The organism is Ruminococcus sp. BSD2780120874_150323_B10, assembly GCF_015553695.1.
Taxonomy (GTDB): Bacteria; Bacillota; Clostridia; order Oscillospirales; family Acutalibacteraceae; genus Ruminococcoides; species Ruminococcoides intestinale_A.
Genome location: NZ_JADNHD010000008.1, coordinates 54,610 through 72,539 on the forward strand (window position 1 = coordinate 54,610; position 17,930 = coordinate 72,539).

Here is a 17,930-nt window from a genome sequence, read left to right on the forward strand (position 1 = left end):
ATATTATATCACATGCAAATTATTAATGTAAAAAAGTCAGAAAACTTTGTCAATCACATTGTTTAATAGAAATAATGTGATTGACAAACAAAAATGTTAATTGTAGAATAGAGGTGAAATATATGCACTTTAATATAGATGAATCGATAAATTGGGGCAATATGATGGATTGGGTTGTTTTTTGCAGTTGCCTTGTACTTTTAACCGGAGTTATCATTGATATAGTTAAATCAGTAAAAAGCAACAAGGAGTTATCTAATGAACATAAATCAATAAAAGAAGGCCAAAAAGATTTAAGTACTGACAACGAAAAAGTTAAGGACTTAGTTCGTAGCGAAAATAAAGATACACAACAAAACATAGAAAAGGCACAAAAATCATTAGAAAATAATGATAACCAAATTTACAGTTTATTAAATAATGTCGATAAAATGCTTATTAAAGAAATTGAAAGGAGTAAATATAAATATGAAAATCTAACTGATGAGCAACGCAGCATAAAAAATTATGTGGAATCTATCAACAACTTAATGAAAGAAGTTGAACGATTGCAAACACTATCTGTTGAGCAACAGAAACAAATACTTGAATTGCAGTCAGAATTAAATCAAGCACAACATTTTAACAATAATTTTACACAACATATGTAATACCTGCCATTCAGCCTAAAGGCTTTATGGAGTAGTTGCAGAGGATATAAGGCGGTTAGCACTCCCGAATAAGGGGGGTGATATGTATGACCGAGTTAGTATTACTGATTATTTTGTTAGTAGAACTTCTTGAGATCATTAAATACATAAAAAAATAATCGCCCAACAGCCCGCTAAAACTTGTTGAACGATTATTTTTATAATTAATTAAACAATTTCGGCTAACCGCTTTAAACGGTTTCCTCTGTAACTACATTATATATTATAAAAATTTAAAAGTCAATATGACAACACATTAATAAAAAGAGGGATACTATGAATGAACTAACTTCCGGAATTGTAAGCAGTGCAGTTTGGGATTTAATAAAGAAGGGAACTTCTGTTACAAAAGACTTTCTCAAAAACAAATTATCAAATTGGATACTGGACGATAAATCACTTGATAAAATATGTAAATATATAAATAATACACCTGATGTATATTTGAAATCCGAAGGATTACTTAAAGAATATATTAATATTGACGAAGAAATCCAAAAAGAATTAGAATTTGCTAAATACATAAAGCCAACTGTTTCTCAAAATATAGGTGTTGTAAACGGTAATGTATTCGGTAATATTGAAGGTGATGTTATTAATAATTATAATAACTCACAAAAGCCCAAAGAAACAAATAACAGTACATTTTATCTTACCGATAGATTTAATGAATATTGTCCAATACAAATTGTAAAATCGTATGATGTAACAAGAGATATTTGTAATATAGAAAACGAAAGTAACGGCCCTGTTATTAAAGCAAAGATTACAATGCCCGAAAAAGTAAAGCAATTGCCCGGATGCCAATTTGCAATGATTTTACTTTCTTTTACCCCTTTTATAAATTTAGAAAATTACTACGATGAAAATTATAATTTAGAATTTTCACTTGATACTTCTCAAAGTATTAAATTAGTGCAATTTCAAATAAAGAATGTACAGCAAAGTCAATTTATCGACTTTCCGCTTGAAAACAAGCATCACATTATACCATTAGCAAAAATGTCTTCCCGGGATTCATGGAAAGAAATAAAAGAAATTTGTTTTACCGTATTTGCCGATGACAGATATATAACAGATGAAATTGGATATATTAAAATTTCAGGATTGCGTTTAACAAAATAATTTTATATCACATTTAAGCAGTTAAGTATAAAAACTTGACTGTTTTTTTATTATATGAAATAAGGAGATTAGCTATATGCAAGAAAGAGAAATAATATATAAAATACTTTTTAGTTCTGTAGCTCCATACCTTTTAATTATAGCAAATTTAATTATAGTGATATGTATTATCAAAATTTTATGGATTACAGTAAAAAACAAAAACAAAAAAATCAGTTCGGAAACTATTGCTTTCTCTTGCGTATGTCAATTCTTCTATTATATACTGATGGACTTAGACTTGCACTTATGGTTATCTATTATATTTTTATCAGCCTTTTTGATATTTTATAATAGTGTTAAAAGATTACAAGATGGAACATACACTTTTCCAACACTGTTATTGATGACATTTGCTATGTATTTATCTATAAGTGAATCAATTCCAATATTTTTTGTTGCAATACTTGTATCTCTCCCCATTCAAATAAGAACGCTATGGATTGAAAACAAAGATAGATAAAAATTATTAATAAACAAATTATTGACAAACAAAAATGTGAATTGTAAAATTAAGATATAAAGACATATACGAAAGGGGTCAGAAGTATGACTACACAGGAAATGAACACAAACATTACAAATACGAATGAATCAGCAGAGAAAAAAACGAATAAGAAAAAGGCTATTGGTATTGTTGCGGTTGCGGCAGTAACGGTGGCGGCGGTCATTATTGCTATGCTGACCGCTTGCGGAAATAAACAGCCTGTTGCAACGGCTGATGAGGTAATCGCTACATCTGTTCAGACTGTTACACAGGTTGTGACGGACAGTCAGGGCAATACACATATTGAAGAAGCAACTAAGGTTGTTGAGGTTAAGCAGACACAGCCTGCGGAGAAGTCGGAAAAAGCTACGGAAGTTAATGCACAGAATGCAGCAAAGACCGACAACAAGCAGAACAACGGCGGTCAGAGCAACAATAACAGCAACGGCAACAGCAATCAGACTAACAACAATAATAACAATGGCGGCAACGGTCAGACAAGCAAGAGCAACGGCTCATCAGGCAGCACAAACAAGCCTGCAAGCAATTCAGGCTCAAGCGGTTCATCAAGTCAGAGTAAACCGTCAGGCGGTTCATCAAGCAACTCAAGTCAGAGCAAGCCGTCAAGCGGCTCCGGCTCATCATCTTCAAGTAAGCCTGCACCGGCTACACAGCCTGCAACAAAAGACCCGCACGAGGGAAAAACTTGGTACGATGCAGAGTACAAAACCGAAAAAGTGTGGGTAGTTGATGAAGAGGGTTACACTTGGCAGCGACCAATCATTGAAAGTCATCGTGCGACAATTTGCAACATATGCGGAGTTGAGATAACAGGTCATATTGATGAACACGATGATGCAGTTCATCTTCCAAATGGTGAAGATTTTAGCTATCGTATTGAAACTGTTGATGAAATAGTTGGTTATGAAACAGTCAACGAGCCTGAAAAAGGTCATTATGAAACAAAAACAACTCTCGTAAGAGCAGCAGGTTGGTATTAATATATATATGAAAATTAAACACATCAATTAAAGCAGTTAAGCAAGAGCTTGACTGCTTTTTTCATACCTATAAAGAAAAGGAGCGGTATTATGAGCGGAAAAAGGAGTCCACCAACAGAAAGAAAAATATACTATCTCATTGAAAGGAGAGTTTTATGAACAAATTTAAAAAGCTAAAGTCGGCGATTATTTCCTTTTGCAAGCCTAAAAAGCTGACATCATTGGCAGTTGCATTAACAACAATCTTTGCTATGCTACCTGTTGCTAATATTTCGGCAAGTGCTTATTCATATACGGGGCTTAGTGAAATCGGCGGCAAGGTATTGATTCAATCTTCGGAAAAACCGTTAGTCCTTATTGACAACGGAAGTGCAGGCAAACTTGACGCATATAAATTCCTTATCAACGGTGAGGTCGGTTATTGTATTGACCCACAGTTGCCGGCACAAAAGACAGACGGCAAGACTATGGAGTTTACGCAGTTTTCGGGTGATACAGGTAAAGAAGTAATAAAACTTGACCCTAATTCGACTGATGAAAAAGAAAGGGCTCTTATAGTAGGTCTGAGTGTTCTTTACGGCGGTTACGGAGATTATTTCTCAACATTCGAGAACGGCGGTAAATCCGCTAAGTCCATAATGGACGGATTTATTGACGGTGTGTATTCATCTTTATTTAGTAAGATGAATACACGAGAAGATAAGTATTATTTCTTATCGCATTATACGCTCTCACAGCTTTATCACGAGCTTGTAAATGACGGTACATCTTGGAAAACTTGGAACAACTACAAAGATGTTAACACAATGATTAATCGCTTAGTAGATTACACAAAGAATATAGTAAAATCCACAGGTGATTATTCAGCTATCAAGCGTAGTTGTGCAACCAACAATTACTATATTACACAGCCAAAAGGCAAAGACGGCACTTTTTGTCAGCACTTAATAGTAAGAATACCGAAAAAAGCTAAATTATATCTTGAAAAGTCAGGTACAAGCGAAGAAATCAAGAACCTGACAGAACAGACAACTGATAAAGATTACTTGAATTTTGCAGGTGCACAGTACACCTTGTATAGTGATGATAACAAAGTAGTTGCAGTTGCGGAGCTTGATAAAAACGGTAACATTGCTAAAATTAAGTATTCGTACTCCAATCAGGACTGGATTACAAAGAATTACTTTGAGCTTGTTTCAGGTCAGTATTACCTCAAGGAAACAAAAGCACCGGCAAACGGTTACTTCGCTCTTAGCGACAAGAAATACAATGTTACAGTCACAACAGACGATTGCAATAACGAAAGAATACTTGATATTCTTCAACTATCTGATACCGAAATCGTTAAGCTCAACCTAAAAAAAGTAAGCAGTGAACCTTCTTTAACAGAGAACAACGATTGCTACGACCTTGACGGCACTGAGATTGCAGTATTTCCTAACGAGAGAAGTGCTTACGAGTATTTTTCTGATAATACAAAGACGGATAAAATACTCAGATACTTTAGAACAGATAGTTTAGGCAATACTAAAGCTATTTCAAAGGACGGAATTAATTGGGATGCCAATTCAAACTCTGAACTTTATAAAATCACATATAGTGATACACTTTATGCAGTCGAAACAAAAGCAGGTAAGGGTTTTGAAAGATATAAACGCCCTGTTCAGCTTGAACTATTAGAGGGCACATCAGGCGGTTATGCTCTCTTAGGTGCTACTATTTCAAATACTCCAAAGAATGACCCTGTTCGTATATTACTACAGAAAAAAGACGCTATTACAGGTCAAACAGTAAATATGGCTGGTGCTGAGTTTACTTTTAAATTTTACAAAGGCTATTATTATACTGAAAGCGAGCTTGCAGGACTTGAGCCTGAACGCAAGTGGGTATTAATAACAGATGATAATGGTCGTACCCGTTTAGATGAAAAATATCTTTCTCCAAACACAAAAAATGATTTATTGTATTATGACGAAAACGGTGATCCTACACTTCCTCTTGGCACTTTCACCGTTCAGGAAACCAAAGCCCCGACAGGCTACAAAATCAATCCTGAATTGTTTATCCGACAAATTAAGGTTGATGAAGCCACAGGCTCAATCACAACATTTAATGAGATTGAAGTGCCTGAACCACGAGATACCGTTTACGGCAATCTTACAATCTACAAAACCGCTGATGACAGTAAGCGAGGAGCTAATACTGCTAAGGATGTATGGTTTAATGTCAAGTCTGATGACGGAGTGACAGACGAAAACATAGTAACAAAAAGCAAGGGCATAGACGGTGCAGCAACGCTCAGCAACTTGCCTGTTTACAAAGCAAGCGGAGAATATGTAAAATACATAATCACAGAGCTTAGCTACAAAAATGCAGACGGTACATACTCGATACCTGACAGATATATTCCTCCTGCTAAAAAAACCGTTACGCTAAAGGAAAATGTTACTCTTTCATTTTATTTTGCAAACAGACTGCAAAAGACAGGCTTAATCGTTCAAAAAGAGTCTGAGGACGGCATTGTAAGCGGCTTTTACTTCTCGGTAAAGTCTGATGACGGCAAAACAAATAAGGTGCTTGTAACAGGCGAGGACGGCACTGCTCATCTTACCAATCTTGCGGTGTATAACACAAGCAATGAAAAGGTTAAATACACAATTGATGAATTAGGTTTTAAAAATGCAGACGGTACATATTACTTCCCTGCTAAGTATGTAAAGCCTGCGGCTCAGACAGTTACACTTGAGGACGGCAAAAGCTTTGTAGTTACGATGAAAAACCTGCTCAAGCGTGGCAGTGTAGAGCTTTTAAAAACAGACGGCAACGGCAATCCGCTTGAGGGTATTGAGTTTGAACTCTACAACACAAAAACAGGCATTGTTAATGTTATAAATAAAAACAGCAGTATTATGTACGAAGCTGCCGACAGCAAGACGGCTGATACGGTAACAAAGCTCGTTACCGACAGCGACGGCAGAATTATTGTAAATAACCTCTTGCCCGGTGATTATTACTTCATTGAAACAGACAGCAAAGGTAATATGCCGTATGCAGGCAAGATTAACTTTACCATTTCGCCCGACAGCTTAGATACACTTGATATACAGCTTACGGTTAAGAATAACAGCGTCTTCATTCCTGAAACCGGCGGAACAGGCAACAACAGACCGATGTACATTGAAATCGGCGCCGCTGTATTAGCATTTACAATATTGGTAGGTGCTATTGGTTTAGGTATAAGAAAGAAGAAAAAAAGCATCGGCAAAAAGGCTCAACAGTAAATCTGTTGGGCTTTTTCCATACAACGGACAAATTGTCCGCAAAAAATTTTTAAGGAGGGGTTTTCTTATGAGAAAATCAATTAGAAAATCATTCACAGGCAAACTGCTCGCAGTAGTAATGATGTTGACATTACTCTTTGCGGCGATCCCAACAGCAAGTGCGGCTACTGCACTTAAGACAGACCAAAAGGTAAATATCAGTGTAAAATGCACTAAACCGGGCTATACTTTTGAACTTTTCAGAGTTGCGGACCTCAAGAGCACAACAGCTACTCCGTTCAAAACAGAGTACACATCTCTTGTAAATTCAATCAGCGCAGAAATTCTTGCAGGCGATTCAAAGGCTGCTCTTGACGCACTCGATAACGCTGATTTAAGTACGGCAGTATCACAGGGTACATTTACTTCATCAGCAACAAACACAACACAGAGCTTTTCAAACCTTGTACAGGGTATTTATTACATCAAGTGTGTTAAGTACCCTGCCGGTGTTACAAGTATCACAAACTCTGTTCTTGCTCTCCCATATTACAATAACGGTTGGGTATACAGCTACGCTGAAATCAATCTTGCAAGCAAGGTAGCTGACAGCACACCGTCAACAGAAAAGTCAATTACCAACAGCACAAAGAACAATACTAACTATACAGATGTAAGCCTTGGCGACACTGTAAACTTTAAACTTAAGAATACAGTAGCAGGCTCAAATGATATTAAGCTCACAACATATGCTGTATATGATGATATGAGTGCAGGTCTTACACTTAACAAAAATTCATTCAAGGTTACACTTGTTGACGCTAAAGGTGCTAAAGTAGCTGACCTTACTAAAGGCACAGATTACAAGGTGAATGTAACAAGCGAGGGTGAGGGCAAAAACACAAAGTTTAATGTCGCTCTTACTTCCGAGTATCTTGCAAAGTCAGATTTTTATACAAGCAACGCAAAATTTGTTATTGTAACATATTCTACAACAGTCAACAAATACGCTGTAGTCGGTACAGCAGGCAACCCGAATGAAGATGTAAAACTTGAATACGGTAATGATTCAGGTGTTGACAGCGTTCCGGGCAATAAGGTATATGTTTACACATATGGACTTAAGGTACTCAAACTTAATGAAGCAGGCAATCCGCTTGCAGGTGCAACCTTTGAACTTTACAAGACAAAGGCTGACGCTGAATCACAGAAAAACGCTATTGCAACAGGTACATCAGACAGCAACGGCACAGTTAAGTTTATGAACTCCGCTAACGAAGAAATGAAAGTACAGAGCGGAACATATTACATTGTAGAAACTGTTGCTCCTGCCGGTTACAATGTTTACGGCAAGGTAATTGAAGTTGAAATCCCTGTTCAGTATAATTCGGTATTCACTAAAAACACTTGGGTAAAGAATGCACCGACAAACGGCGCAGTTGAAATTACCGTAACTGATACAATCGTATTCTTCCCTAAGACAGGCGGATATGTAGGCTTCATCAGAATGGCTGGTGTGGCTTGTGTAGGCATTTCTCTTGCATTGGTACTTGCATACCTCATCAAGAAGAAATCAGCTAAGACAGCTAAATAATTAAACTATAACAAAAGGGCTGCCGATTTATCGGTGGCCCTTGCTCACAAAAAATTATGAAAACTAAAATATTTTTTATATCCCTCTGCGTTCTTGCTACGGTCGGAATAGGCTTTATAGTATATCCCAACATTGCCGATTACATCAACAGTAAAAGCAATGAAACAGTTATAAAAAACTACAGTGAAAGCACTCAAACAATGTCTGATGATGAAATCGACAACGAGCTTGCTAAGGCTCAAAATTTTAACGAATTGCTTGCAAAGAGTGCATTAAACGATGAAGAAAAAGACGAATACAATGCAGCAATGTCAGAGTATGAGAACATTCTCAACTATGACGATATAATGTGTACCATTGAAATTCCGAAAATAAATGTTGACTTACCGGTGTATCACGACAGCACCAACAGAGAAGAAAAACTCAAAAAAGGCTGTGTGCATTTGGCAAACACTTCCTTGCCCATTGGCGGTGCAAGCACACACGCTGTTATATCCGCTCACTCCGGTTATCCTGAACAGGTGTTCTTTGATGAGTTGGACAAACTGCAAATCGGAGATACTTTTAAAATAGATGTACTGAATAAAACACTCACATACAAGGTGTGTGAGATTAATATAGTTGACCCTGATGATTCAAGTAAACTTGAAATTGAGAACGGAAAAGACTATGTGACATTGGTCACTTGCTATCCGTACTCAATTAATACGCACAGATTGTGTGTGCGTGGCGAAAGGGTTGAAGATACGATTACTGATACTGCAACAGCTGATGAGGTGATTAGCAATAAAAGTAATCGTGTTTATACTTGGTTGGATTTGGTTTATTTCTCTGCATTGCTCTGTTTTCTTATGTTTGTTATTTATGTATTTCGTGGCTCACCTTTCTATCCTTTTAAGGCTATTAAAGAATGGACTATTGCAAAAATCAAGTGGATACGCAGATTACTAAAGCAAAAATAATCTGTTAAATATCTTTTTCAAAATATTGTTCAATATTTTTCTCGTTTAATTTTGGAATTAATAAATCAAAAGAAAAAGATTTTAAATCATTATTTTTTCCTAATTCATCAATAATATCACGCATAGTTTTATTTGTTTTTGAAATTATTGTATTTATTGCCTTAATTCTTGCTAAAAAAGGCTCTCTGTCAACATAAGTTTCTAATTCTGCTTTTATTACAAATAATGGAGTATCTGGTTTAGCATCAAAAATAGCAATCAATAACATTGTTGCGTTATATAACTGCTTTCTCATTGGATTCCATTTTTTATCAATCATCTCAGCTTCTCTTATATTATTCTTATTTAGCTTACCTGATACTGACGTACATTTTAAGGGATTGAATAAATCTGGTAATTTTTGATTTGTTAAGTTGCAAAAATCTATTGCGGTTGGTTTTCCACAATATATAATTTCTCTTTCGTTAGTTGTCTTTGATATGCAATTAAACATAAAATAACTATCTGTTATATCTCCCCCAGCATCACTTGATATAATTTTACCATTTAATAATTTGATGTGAGCAATTGGTATTATTTTGTATTCCTGAACTATTCTCAATCTTTTTTCATGACCTCTACAATCCATATTAACATCTCCATTCTGAAAGGACTGATTTATTTTGTTAAAATTAAAAATTGATTTAAAAGGAAATATATCTGAATTTTTGCAAAATCTCACTTGTGATGACGATATAGCAGATACAATGGCTACTATCATTGATAGAATTATTATAGATGAATATATTAAGCCGAGTCCTATTGAAAATTCTTTGCCATTAAACCAAAAAGAAGAATTAATTTATAACAAAAGAAATGAAATTTTATCCATGATGTCAAAAAGAAAAATCGATACAAATTACATTTCTTCAAGTCAAACAAGTGACCTATATTCAAACATATAACTAATTTTACTATATATCATTAAGATATAAATGTCAATATCAAACAATATGTTATAAAAAATTTGAAGGTATAACAAAATGAATATTAATATCACACCTATACTCTTCTTGTCTTCCAACACAAAATTTTTTGATACTATACATAATTTTCTTTTTTATTTATTGCTGTCATTAATTGTACTATATATATGTTTCATATACAACGCTTTTAAAAGTTACGGGAAGGAAAAAGAACAAAAGGAAATTAAAAAACAGAAAACGATCTCAAAAGTGCAAGTTATGATAAACGGAGGTACTGATATGGTAGAAAATATGATAGGTAAAAAAGTTTTCTTGATTGATGACTTAGGTGACGGAGAAATGATGATGTGCAATGATACCGTCACCGCAATTCTTTTAGAAGAAAACAGTATGAGCGTAAGGTGCAAAACATCAGGCGATGAATTTTGGACTATTGGTGAAAATGCTTTTTTCAGCGAATGTGAAGCTAAACAAGCATTTAAAGTGAGGTGAGCATAATGGCTTTAACTTGGTGTGTAATGAGTTTTTTAGCGATAACTGATACATTTATATTGTACACACTGTTTATTGCTTCCGGCGAATGTGATGATTTATTAAATAAAGGATTAATGAGTAAATGAAAATAAAAAATATAATAATTGGTGTAATTACAAGTATTGTAGTTATCAATTGTGGAATGTCTGTATTTGCAAAAGGTTTAGATATTAATGCGGATAATAAAGTTGATGTGAATGATGTTACTTATTTACAGAACGAACTATCAGGATTTACCGACAATATGGACTATGACTTGAACAATGACGGCAGAGTTGATGTAAACGATATTTCAACATTACAAATAGAAATTTCAAACAACAATATTAAAAACATTGAGGCGAACACAAAACTATCTGTAGTGACAAATGAGTATAAGAAAAATGTTGGTGATACAGTTACATTTTCAATAATAACCAATAACGCTATAAGCGACATTACATACTCATCATCAGACAGTACAGTTGCAAAGATTGTTTCGTCTGATAAAAATATGGTAAAAGTGAAAGTTAATAAGGTCGGCACCGCTACCGTTACCGCCCAACAATGTTCTAAGTCCGTATCAGTTAAGTTCAATGTTGATAAAGCAAAATGTATTGATATTTCTGAGTGGAACGGTGATATTAATTTTAGCAAAGTAAAGAGTGCAGGCATAACTTGTGTTATTATTCGAGCAGGCTACGGCAAAGACCCGAATCAAGAGGATAATGAATTTCAGAAATATTATAAGCAAGCAAAAGCCGCAGGCTTAAATGTAGGTGCGTATTGGTATAGTTACGCTACATCTGTCGATGCCGCAAAAGCGGAAGTAAGAAATTGTATGAAAACCATTAGGGGCAAAGAGTTTGACTTGCCTGTTTTTCTTGATGTTGAAGAATACAGACAGGCTGTTTTGCCACGCAGAACATTGACTGATATTATTTCAACCTTTTGTGACGGAGTAAAGGGTTATGGATTTGATGTTGGAATGTATAGTGCAAAATCAATGCTTGTTGACAGTGCTTATCCTGATGAGCTTGCAAGCAAATATTTAATTTGGATGGCAGCACCAAATAATTCGTACAATGAGCTTCCGCCATTTGTTGACATTCATCAGTACAGTTGGAACGGCAAGGTTGACGGTATTAGAGGTGATGTTGATTTAAACTACATATATAACTTAAATTGATTTCGATATTTAGGAGCAGTGTATTAAAACATACACTGCTTTTAATATATAACAAATAAAAAAAGGAGGTATAGATCATCAAGCGAAAAATCAACCCTGTATTCGTTATTGTATGTGCAGGAATTATTGTAGTAATGATTGCAGTTGTTATAATCGTAAGTCTTGCGGTTAATGGCAAAACAGAGAAAGAAGAAGTAAATACTACAGTTTCTTATTCAAGTTCAGTTATAAAATTCACTAATGCCGCAGAAACAACACAAAGTATTTCTAAGTGGCAAAACAGCAGTGAATTAGCAACACAACAATCTTCTCAAAGCGTTAATAGTGAACGCTCCGAAAGATCAGAATCACAATCAAAAAGTGAAAGTAAATCTGAAGATTCAGAGCACGAGCAATCACAAGAACCTAACGAAAACAGCATAAACAACAGTTCTCATAATTCATCACAAAGCAATAACAACTATTACCGACCACAGCAATCTGAAACACCAAAACCTGAACCGACAAAGGTTCAAGAGCCTCAAACAACTAAAAAAGTTGAGAAGCCAACTTCAAAACCTACTGTAAAACCGCAAGAAACAACTAAAGATAATATATATTTGTCTTATTCGTCAGTTTCTATACATACAGATGATGTTTTATTTCTTAACTTAATCGGAGCAAATAACGGAGTTTCATGGTCAGTCGGTAACTCGTATATTCTTCAAAATTATGGAGGTGGTGGAAATCAATGCAGCTTTAAAGCATTGAAAAAAGGGTCAACAACAGTAACAGCAACATATAACGGTAGGTCATATACCTGCTATGTAAAAGTTAATTAACGGAGGTAATTTTTATGAATCTTAAAAAAATCAAAAACAAAGTGTTATCATTTTCAATCACATCAGCACTGATTTCATCTATAACAGCAATTAATGCTTATGCTTCCGATAACAACGCCGGTGTTGATATTTCTGGCGGCATTAATAAAGCAATTAATGAAGTAAAAATACAATTTAAGGATGTAGTCGCAGTCATTTTTGGATTTTTGACACTTGTAGCATTAACAGTCGCAGTTGCAAAGCTTGTTAAAGGATTGCTCAGCCATCGTAATCAGGGAACTGAAATTCCATGGGCAGGAATCGGAATGGCATTTGGTGCTACTATTGTTTGTGGCGTGGTTGCCGGAGCAGGCTTCTTTGGTTGGTTTGGTTTAAGCTAAAAGGAGCAGCATATGATAGATTCTTTACTTTTAATCCTTGCTGATATATTTTGTATGGATTTAACAAAAGACTTACACTATACAATTGCTCAGTTTATGTCTATTGGTCTTGCAAGTTGGTCAACCGACATAATCAATCAAAATAATAATTATACAACAAGCCTTTTTGATAATAGTATGGTTACAAATTTTTTGTTTTTTATAGAAAGCTTTGCCGGATTGCTTTTAGTGTCCGGTATAGCTTTTGCAGTATTTGACTTTGCTGTTTCAGTCGGTGAGGGAGAACGAGTTTCTCCTATTAATCTCCTGCTTAATATTTTCAAAGGTCTGTTAGCTTCATTACTAATAACTACCCTGCCTGTATCCTTGCTGATTTTTACAAATCATATTTGTAACATTATTTGTCAGGCATTTACAGATGATATTACTATAAATTTTATCGTCCAAATAAATTCAGATAACAGTACAAGTTCAGCAAATTTCTTTTCCGGGTGGGGATTCGCTATATTTATGCTGATTACATTTGTTTGTGTAATTAAAGTATTCCTTGCAAATATAAAACGAGGCGGAATTTTAATAATTCAAATGTTTGTCGGTTCTTTGCACTTATTCAATGTACCACGAGGATATTTAGATTCGTTTTCAGGGTGGTGCAAACAAGTAATCGGCATTTGTGCAACATCTTTTATATCAAATATACTAATCGTTTTAGGTGCGGTTGTATATTGTACTCAAGACGGTGCAGATGTATGGGATTTGATTTTAGCCACAGGTGTTATGCTTGCTGCGGCAGAAGCTCCGAGAATTTTACAGCAATTCGGACTTGATACAACCGTAAAAGCTAATGTATCTCAAGCTATTTTTGCTACAAGCGGTATTACATCAATAATCCGCTCTTTTGCTCACTAAAAGGAGGCTAAAAATGAGAAAATTTTACTATCCCGATAATCTTACGGCAGTAAAGCTATATAAATACTGGACTATAACAGATTTGTTTGTAATGGTAAGTATATTTGCTTTTTCAATAATAATGTTTTTGTCATTGCATATTTGGTTTTTTATAGCTTTTCTGCCTGCATACGCATTTTTGTCTGCCCGCTTTGTGGATTATTCAGTAATCAGATTATTTGTGCTGTTCATAAGGTTCTTGTTTACTGATGTACTTATTTTGAAATGGAGGCGATAAACTTGTCAAAAAAAGATCGCAAACTTAACAAAGCAATTAAGAACAATAATACAAGAGTGCAGAATTTCTTTGAAATAGCTGAGATTAAAGAAGATCATATTCTTACTACACGCAATGAGGAAAAATATTTTCTTGAAGTTAAGCCAAAAAACATTACTGTTCTCTCAAAGCCCATAAGACTTGGTATTATTGACTCACTTACAAATATCATTTCTGAACTGCCTAAATCTGAAATTTTGTGTCTTAATAATTCACAAAACTATGAAAATAACATAAGACATCTCGAAAATCTGAAAAGCAAAGAAAATAACGCAGCCATTGCAGCTCTTGACATCAAAGACATTGAATATATGAATAATATAAAATCTGCTATGTCAACAAGCAGATCATTTTTTATTATTTTAAGAACTTCTCAGCAGGACAGCAGACAGCTTGTAAATCACGCATTGCAGCTATGTGCCGAGCAAAATTTCAATGTACAGCTTGCAGAGAAAAAAGATATTAAAAAGATGTTGTCAATTTATCTTGAGCATACATCATACGATGAAGAGTTGCCTGATTATGACGGCGAACAATACGGATTATCTAAAAATGAAAGCCTTAAAAATTTTGTGGATATAATTGCACCGTCAATTATGGACTTTAAGCACAGGCGATATTACATAGTAGGTAATACATACAGAAAAGTTTTTGCTATCAGAAGATATAAAACCGAAACAGAACAAACTGCCATACTGTCTGAAATCGGTGAAATGGGCGGTGTAACATTACATATATATAATGAAAGAGTTACACCGTCAGAGCAAGAAAAAATCTTTGAAAAAGCAGAACGAAAAAATATGGGCGATATTGCAGAGGCAAAAACTATGTCTAAGTCAATAGACAGCAAGGAAAATATTTTAGACATAGAAAAAATACTCAAAGAATCGCACCGAACAAAAGAAGAGTTTATACATTGCTCTGTTTATGTAGAAGTAATAGCTAATTCTCTTAATGAACTAAGAGATATGCAAATAAAAGTATGTTCAACGCTCAATAAAAATCATGTAAAATACGATGAATTGTATATGCAACAGCGTGACGGTTTTGCTTCGGTAGCTCCTTTTGGACTTGATATGTTTGATAAAGAATTTGCAAGAGTATTACCTGCAAGTTCAGTGGCTAACCTCTTCCCCTTCAGCTACTCCGGCAAAACAGACCCTAAAGGATTGTTCTTTGGTCGAGCCGTACACGGTGGAAATATTCTTGCCGATATTGACCATAGAGATACCGATAAAACCAACGGTCATATAGCAATTTTCGGTAACTCCGGTGAAGGTAAGTCATTCCTTATAAAATTGCTTATATGTCTTTTCCGACAACAGCAGAAAAAAGTTTACAGTATGGATTCTGACAAAGAATGTATAGATGTAACTAACGGACTCGGCGGCACAAACATTGATATGCTGTCAGGCAAGTATTTTATAAATGTAATGCAGCCTCGCCTTTTGAATGATCCTCTTGATGACAGCTATACTGATGATGAACCTGTTGCGTTTAAACATAAAACAATTATTTCTCAACATATAGCATTTCTCAAAGATTTCTTTAAAACATATAATCCTGCTATTACAACAGCTGAACTTGATACTCTTGAAATAATGCTTGAAGAACTGTACAAAAAATTTCATATTACAGACCGTACCGATTTGAGCAAGCTTACAAATGTTGATTATCCTATACTTTCAGATTTGTTCAAGGAAGTTGAAAGGCAGCTTAATATTTATGATGAAGTTTCAAAAATTAACGGAAAAGAAATGCTTTTTACAAAAGACACTCTCCGTAATCTTGCGCTTTGTATTCGTTCAATATGTATCGGTACAGACTCTACATTCTTTAACGGTTATACAAACATTCCGAATGCAGACCACATAAATTTTGATGTAAAGAATTTATTAAACACAAACGAAAACTTAAAAAATGCAATGTATTTCAATATTCTTTCGTTTATGAATAATAAATTTTTGACAGAAGGCAATACGGTTGTAATCGTTGACGAGCTGCACGAGGTAATTAAAAGTTTAATTGTAATTATGTATCTGCGATCATTTGTTAAGCGTGGCAGAAAGAAAAACAGTAACCTTGTTATCGCTTCACAAAATATTGAGGATTTAATGATTCCGGGGGTTGTTGAATATACAAAGCCGTTCTTCTCAATACCTACTCACCGTTTTCTCTTCTATCCCGGCACTGTCAATATTAAGGAGTACAAAGCTATAACTAATATGCTTGATGAAGAATGGGAGCTTATACAAATAAGTAAAAGAGGTCATTGTCTGTACTGCTGCGGTAATGAACGCTACTACTTACAAATTATTGCACCGGAATACAAAAAAGAGTTATTCGGCACAGCAGGTGGTAAATAAATGACTACAGTAGTTAAGTATTTTTTACTTATCATTAATAACAAGAAAGCAAGAAATACAATTATAGGAATAGTCATAGGTGTTATAGCCGCCGTTTTATTTCTGTTGATGTTTACATATGAATCTACACAACAAAATGCAGCACCAATTGCAGAAAAAGCAAAAGAAGAGTACAGCTTTTGGCAAACTCACACTCCAGGCAGTCAAAATTTATCCTGTCAAGGTGAACGCTATTGCTCATATTTTAAATCTTCTGTGACAGATTGGTGCTGTTATTTTGTCGGTTACTGTATTCAGGAATCAGGCTATGAAACCAAAGATTTTGGCTTTGCACCGGGAACTATTATTTGGACAAACAACCTAAAAGAGGTTGGAAAATTAAAAAGTGCCGATAACTATACACCGCAAGTCGGCAACTTAATTTTCTTCGATTACGGTGGCAGAAGCCATTATAAAGCAACCGGTAATGTAGATCATATAGGCATAGTTGTTGAAGTAAAAGATAATTCTGTTACAGTAATTGCCGGCAATGAGTACAATGGCCAAACCTCCAACTGGGCAACTGTAAGTTATGTAAATAAATACATATTACAATTAAACGATGACAGCATAGCTTGCTATGGAGCGGTTGGTTCAGCAATTGAAAAAGGTCTTGCAAATGTAACAAGAAATGTTATTACTCACAATGAAGTAGGTGTATTTTACAGCGAACTTGATAACAGCGATTTCGGTTCTGTTATAGCTAATGATAACGGTGCTCTGTCAGTAGGTGCATACGGTTGGCACGGTAATAACGCATTATCACTCTTGCGAAAAGCATACAGTATAAGCAATGCAGAAATTAGCCGAGTAGCTTTATCTTACTCAAATACCGGTAGGAAAGTTATTGCCGCTATAACAAACGGAAGCGATTGGTCAAGTTATGTCCCTGACAGCTATACTTGCTCATGTATTAAAGCAATGCTGCTTACGAATGCAGGCATAGAAGCACAAAATCAAACATCAACAGAAAATGCGGAAGAATATATCGCAATTTGTCAGGAAAATAATATCAATGATAAGCGAGCTATCGTTTACTGTGCAGATATATTAAATCAATTTGGCACAGGTTCATTTGACAAAAATGTTTACGGCAACGGTCATAATGGTGTTTTATACGGTGTATCTAACGCAACTCTTGATTCTGTTTATTCTTCTAAAAGGGCTTGGAGTGACAGCAACTACAGCTATGAAACAAGACGAAAATGGACATATGACTACCTAAAAGGCTTATCTGACACGGATTTCAGCTAACAAGTGTCCCACCGTGGGACA

17 protein-coding genes are annotated in these 17,930 nt (G+C 35.0%); 16 read left to right on the forward strand and 1 reads right to left on the reverse strand.

Going from position 1 to position 17,930, the window contains the following annotated elements; all coding sequences use genetic code 11:
• Positions 1–122: 122 nt before the first annotated feature.
• The 7 genes from I2E21_RS06710 (at position 123) to I2E21_RS06740 (ending at position 9,157) form a co-directional block, all read left to right on the forward strand.
• On the forward strand, positions 123–650 hold the full coding sequence (locus tag I2E21_RS06710) for a hypothetical protein (protein ID WP_195410789.1): 528 nt from the start codon (positions 123–125) through the stop codon (positions 648–650).
• Between the two features lie 315 nt (positions 651–965).
• Positions 966–1,814 (forward strand): hypothetical protein, encoded by an 849-nt coding sequence (locus I2E21_RS06715; RefSeq protein WP_195410790.1) that lies wholly within the window; start codon positions 966–968, stop codon positions 1,812–1,814.
• 76 nt (positions 1,815–1,890) lie between these two features.
• On the forward strand, positions 1,891–2,316 hold the full coding sequence (locus I2E21_RS06720; RefSeq protein ID WP_195410791.1) for a hypothetical protein: 426 nt from the start codon (positions 1,891–1,893) through the stop codon (positions 2,314–2,316).
• An 86-nt stretch (positions 2,317–2,402) separates the two neighbouring features.
• Positions 2,403–3,341 carry a hypothetical protein gene (locus I2E21_RS06725; protein ID WP_195410792.1) on the forward strand — a complete coding sequence of 313 codons (939 nt, stop codon included), beginning with the start codon at positions 2,403–2,405 and terminating at the stop codon, positions 3,339–3,341.
• A 155-nt stretch (positions 3,342–3,496) separates the two neighbouring features.
• Complete coding sequence (locus I2E21_RS06730; RefSeq protein ID WP_195410793.1) at positions 3,497–6,622, forward strand: SpaA isopeptide-forming pilin-related protein; 3,126 nt, start codon at positions 3,497–3,499, stop codon at positions 6,620–6,622.
• Positions 6,623–6,689: 67 nt separating this feature from the next.
• Positions 6,690–8,195, forward strand: a complete 1,506-nt coding sequence (locus I2E21_RS06735; protein ID WP_195410794.1) for a SpaH/EbpB family LPXTG-anchored major pilin — start codon at positions 6,690–6,692, stop codon at positions 8,193–8,195.
• A 56-nt stretch (positions 8,196–8,251) separates the two neighbouring features.
• The gene (locus I2E21_RS06740) at positions 8,252–9,157 is read left to right on the forward strand and encodes a class C sortase (RefSeq protein WP_195410795.1); all 906 of its coding nucleotides are present in this window, start codon (positions 8,252–8,254) and stop codon (positions 9,155–9,157) included.
• A 4-nt stretch (positions 9,158–9,161) separates the two neighbouring features.
• On the opposite strand, the gene I2E21_RS06745 is transcribed toward I2E21_RS06740, so the two are convergent.
• Entirely contained in the window at positions 9,162–9,785 is a 624-nt protein-coding gene (locus I2E21_RS06745; protein ID WP_195410796.1) for a hypothetical protein, read from the reverse strand.
• 34 nt (positions 9,786–9,819) lie between these two features.
• Between I2E21_RS06745 and I2E21_RS06750 the strand changes: the two genes are divergently transcribed.
• The 9 genes from I2E21_RS06750 to I2E21_RS06790 all read left to right on the forward strand — a co-directional run bounded on the left by I2E21_RS06750 (position 9,820) and on the right by I2E21_RS06790 (position 17,909).
• The gene (locus tag I2E21_RS06750; protein WP_195410797.1) at positions 9,820–10,101 is read left to right on the forward strand and encodes a hypothetical protein; all 282 of its coding nucleotides are present in this window, start codon (positions 9,820–9,822) and stop codon (positions 10,099–10,101) included.
• 300 nt (positions 10,102–10,401) lie between these two features.
• Complete coding sequence (locus I2E21_RS06755; protein ID WP_195410798.1) at positions 10,402–10,614, forward strand: hypothetical protein; 213 nt, start codon at positions 10,402–10,404, stop codon at positions 10,612–10,614.
• A gap of 124 nt (positions 10,615–10,738) precedes the next feature.
• Entirely contained in the window at positions 10,739–11,824 is a 1,086-nt protein-coding gene (locus I2E21_RS06760) for a GH25 family lysozyme (protein ID WP_195410799.1), read from the forward strand.
• Between the two features lie 134 nt (positions 11,825–11,958).
• Positions 11,959–12,645, forward strand: coding sequence for a hypothetical protein (locus tag I2E21_RS06765; RefSeq protein ID WP_195410800.1), 687 nt, complete (start codon positions 11,959–11,961; stop codon positions 12,643–12,645).
• A gap of 14 nt (positions 12,646–12,659) precedes the next feature.
• The gene (locus I2E21_RS06770; protein ID WP_195410801.1) at positions 12,660–13,025 is read left to right on the forward strand and encodes a DUF3852 family protein; all 366 of its coding nucleotides are present in this window, start codon (positions 12,660–12,662) and stop codon (positions 13,023–13,025) included.
• Between the two features lie 12 nt (positions 13,026–13,037).
• Positions 13,038–13,934: a conjugal transfer protein TrbL family protein gene (locus I2E21_RS06775; RefSeq protein ID WP_195410802.1), complete on the forward strand. Its 897-nt coding sequence runs from the start codon at positions 13,038–13,040 to the stop codon at positions 13,932–13,934.
• Positions 13,935–13,947: 13 nt separating this feature from the next.
• A complete protein-coding gene (locus I2E21_RS06780; protein WP_186935038.1) occupies positions 13,948–14,211 on the forward strand; it encodes a hypothetical protein in 264 nt (87 codons plus the stop codon).
• 2 nt (positions 14,212–14,213) lie between these two features.
• A complete protein-coding gene (locus I2E21_RS06785) occupies positions 14,214–16,616 on the forward strand; it encodes a type VI secretion protein (protein ID WP_195410803.1) in 2,403 nt (800 codons plus the stop codon).
• Entirely contained in the window at positions 16,617–17,909 is a 1,293-nt protein-coding gene (locus I2E21_RS06790; RefSeq protein ID WP_195410804.1) for a CHAP domain-containing protein, read from the forward strand.
• Positions 17,910–17,930 lie beyond the last annotated feature (21 nt).

Coding starts and splice junctions, on each gene's coding strand:
- I2E21_RS06710 (WP_195410789.1), top strand. CDS start 123: ATGCACTTTAATATAGATGAATCGATAAATTGGGGCAATATGATGGAT.
- I2E21_RS06715 (WP_195410790.1), top strand. CDS start 966: ATGAATGAACTAACTTCCGGAATTGTAAGCAGTGCAGTTTGGGATTTA.
- I2E21_RS06720 (WP_195410791.1), top strand. CDS start 1,891: ATGCAAGAAAGAGAAATAATATATAAAATACTTTTTAGTTCTGTAGCT.
- I2E21_RS06725 (WP_195410792.1), top strand. CDS start 2,403: ATGACTACACAGGAAATGAACACAAACATTACAAATACGAATGAATCA.
- I2E21_RS06730 (WP_195410793.1), top strand. CDS start 3,497: ATGAACAAATTTAAAAAGCTAAAGTCGGCGATTATTTCCTTTTGCAAG.
- I2E21_RS06735 (WP_195410794.1), top strand. CDS start 6,690: ATGAGAAAATCAATTAGAAAATCATTCACAGGCAAACTGCTCGCAGTA.
- I2E21_RS06740 (WP_195410795.1), top strand. CDS start 8,252: ATGAAAACTAAAATATTTTTTATATCCCTCTGCGTTCTTGCTACGGTC.
- I2E21_RS06745 (WP_195410796.1), bottom strand. CDS start 9,785: ATGGATTGTAGAGGTCATGAAAAAAGATTGAGAATAGTTCAGGAATAC.
- I2E21_RS06755 (WP_195410798.1), top strand. CDS start 10,402: ATGGTAGAAAATATGATAGGTAAAAAAGTTTTCTTGATTGATGACTTA.
- I2E21_RS06760 (WP_195410799.1), top strand. CDS start 10,739: ATGAAAATAAAAAATATAATAATTGGTGTAATTACAAGTATTGTAGTT.
- I2E21_RS06765 (WP_195410800.1), top strand. CDS start 11,959: ATGATTGCAGTTGTTATAATCGTAAGTCTTGCGGTTAATGGCAAAACA.
- I2E21_RS06770 (WP_195410801.1), top strand. CDS start 12,660: ATGAATCTTAAAAAAATCAAAAACAAAGTGTTATCATTTTCAATCACA.
- I2E21_RS06775 (WP_195410802.1), top strand. CDS start 13,038: ATGATAGATTCTTTACTTTTAATCCTTGCTGATATATTTTGTATGGAT.
- I2E21_RS06780 (WP_186935038.1), top strand. CDS start 13,948: ATGAGAAAATTTTACTATCCCGATAATCTTACGGCAGTAAAGCTATAT.
- I2E21_RS06790 (WP_195410804.1), top strand. CDS start 16,617: ATGACTACAGTAGTTAAGTATTTTTTACTTATCATTAATAACAAGAAA.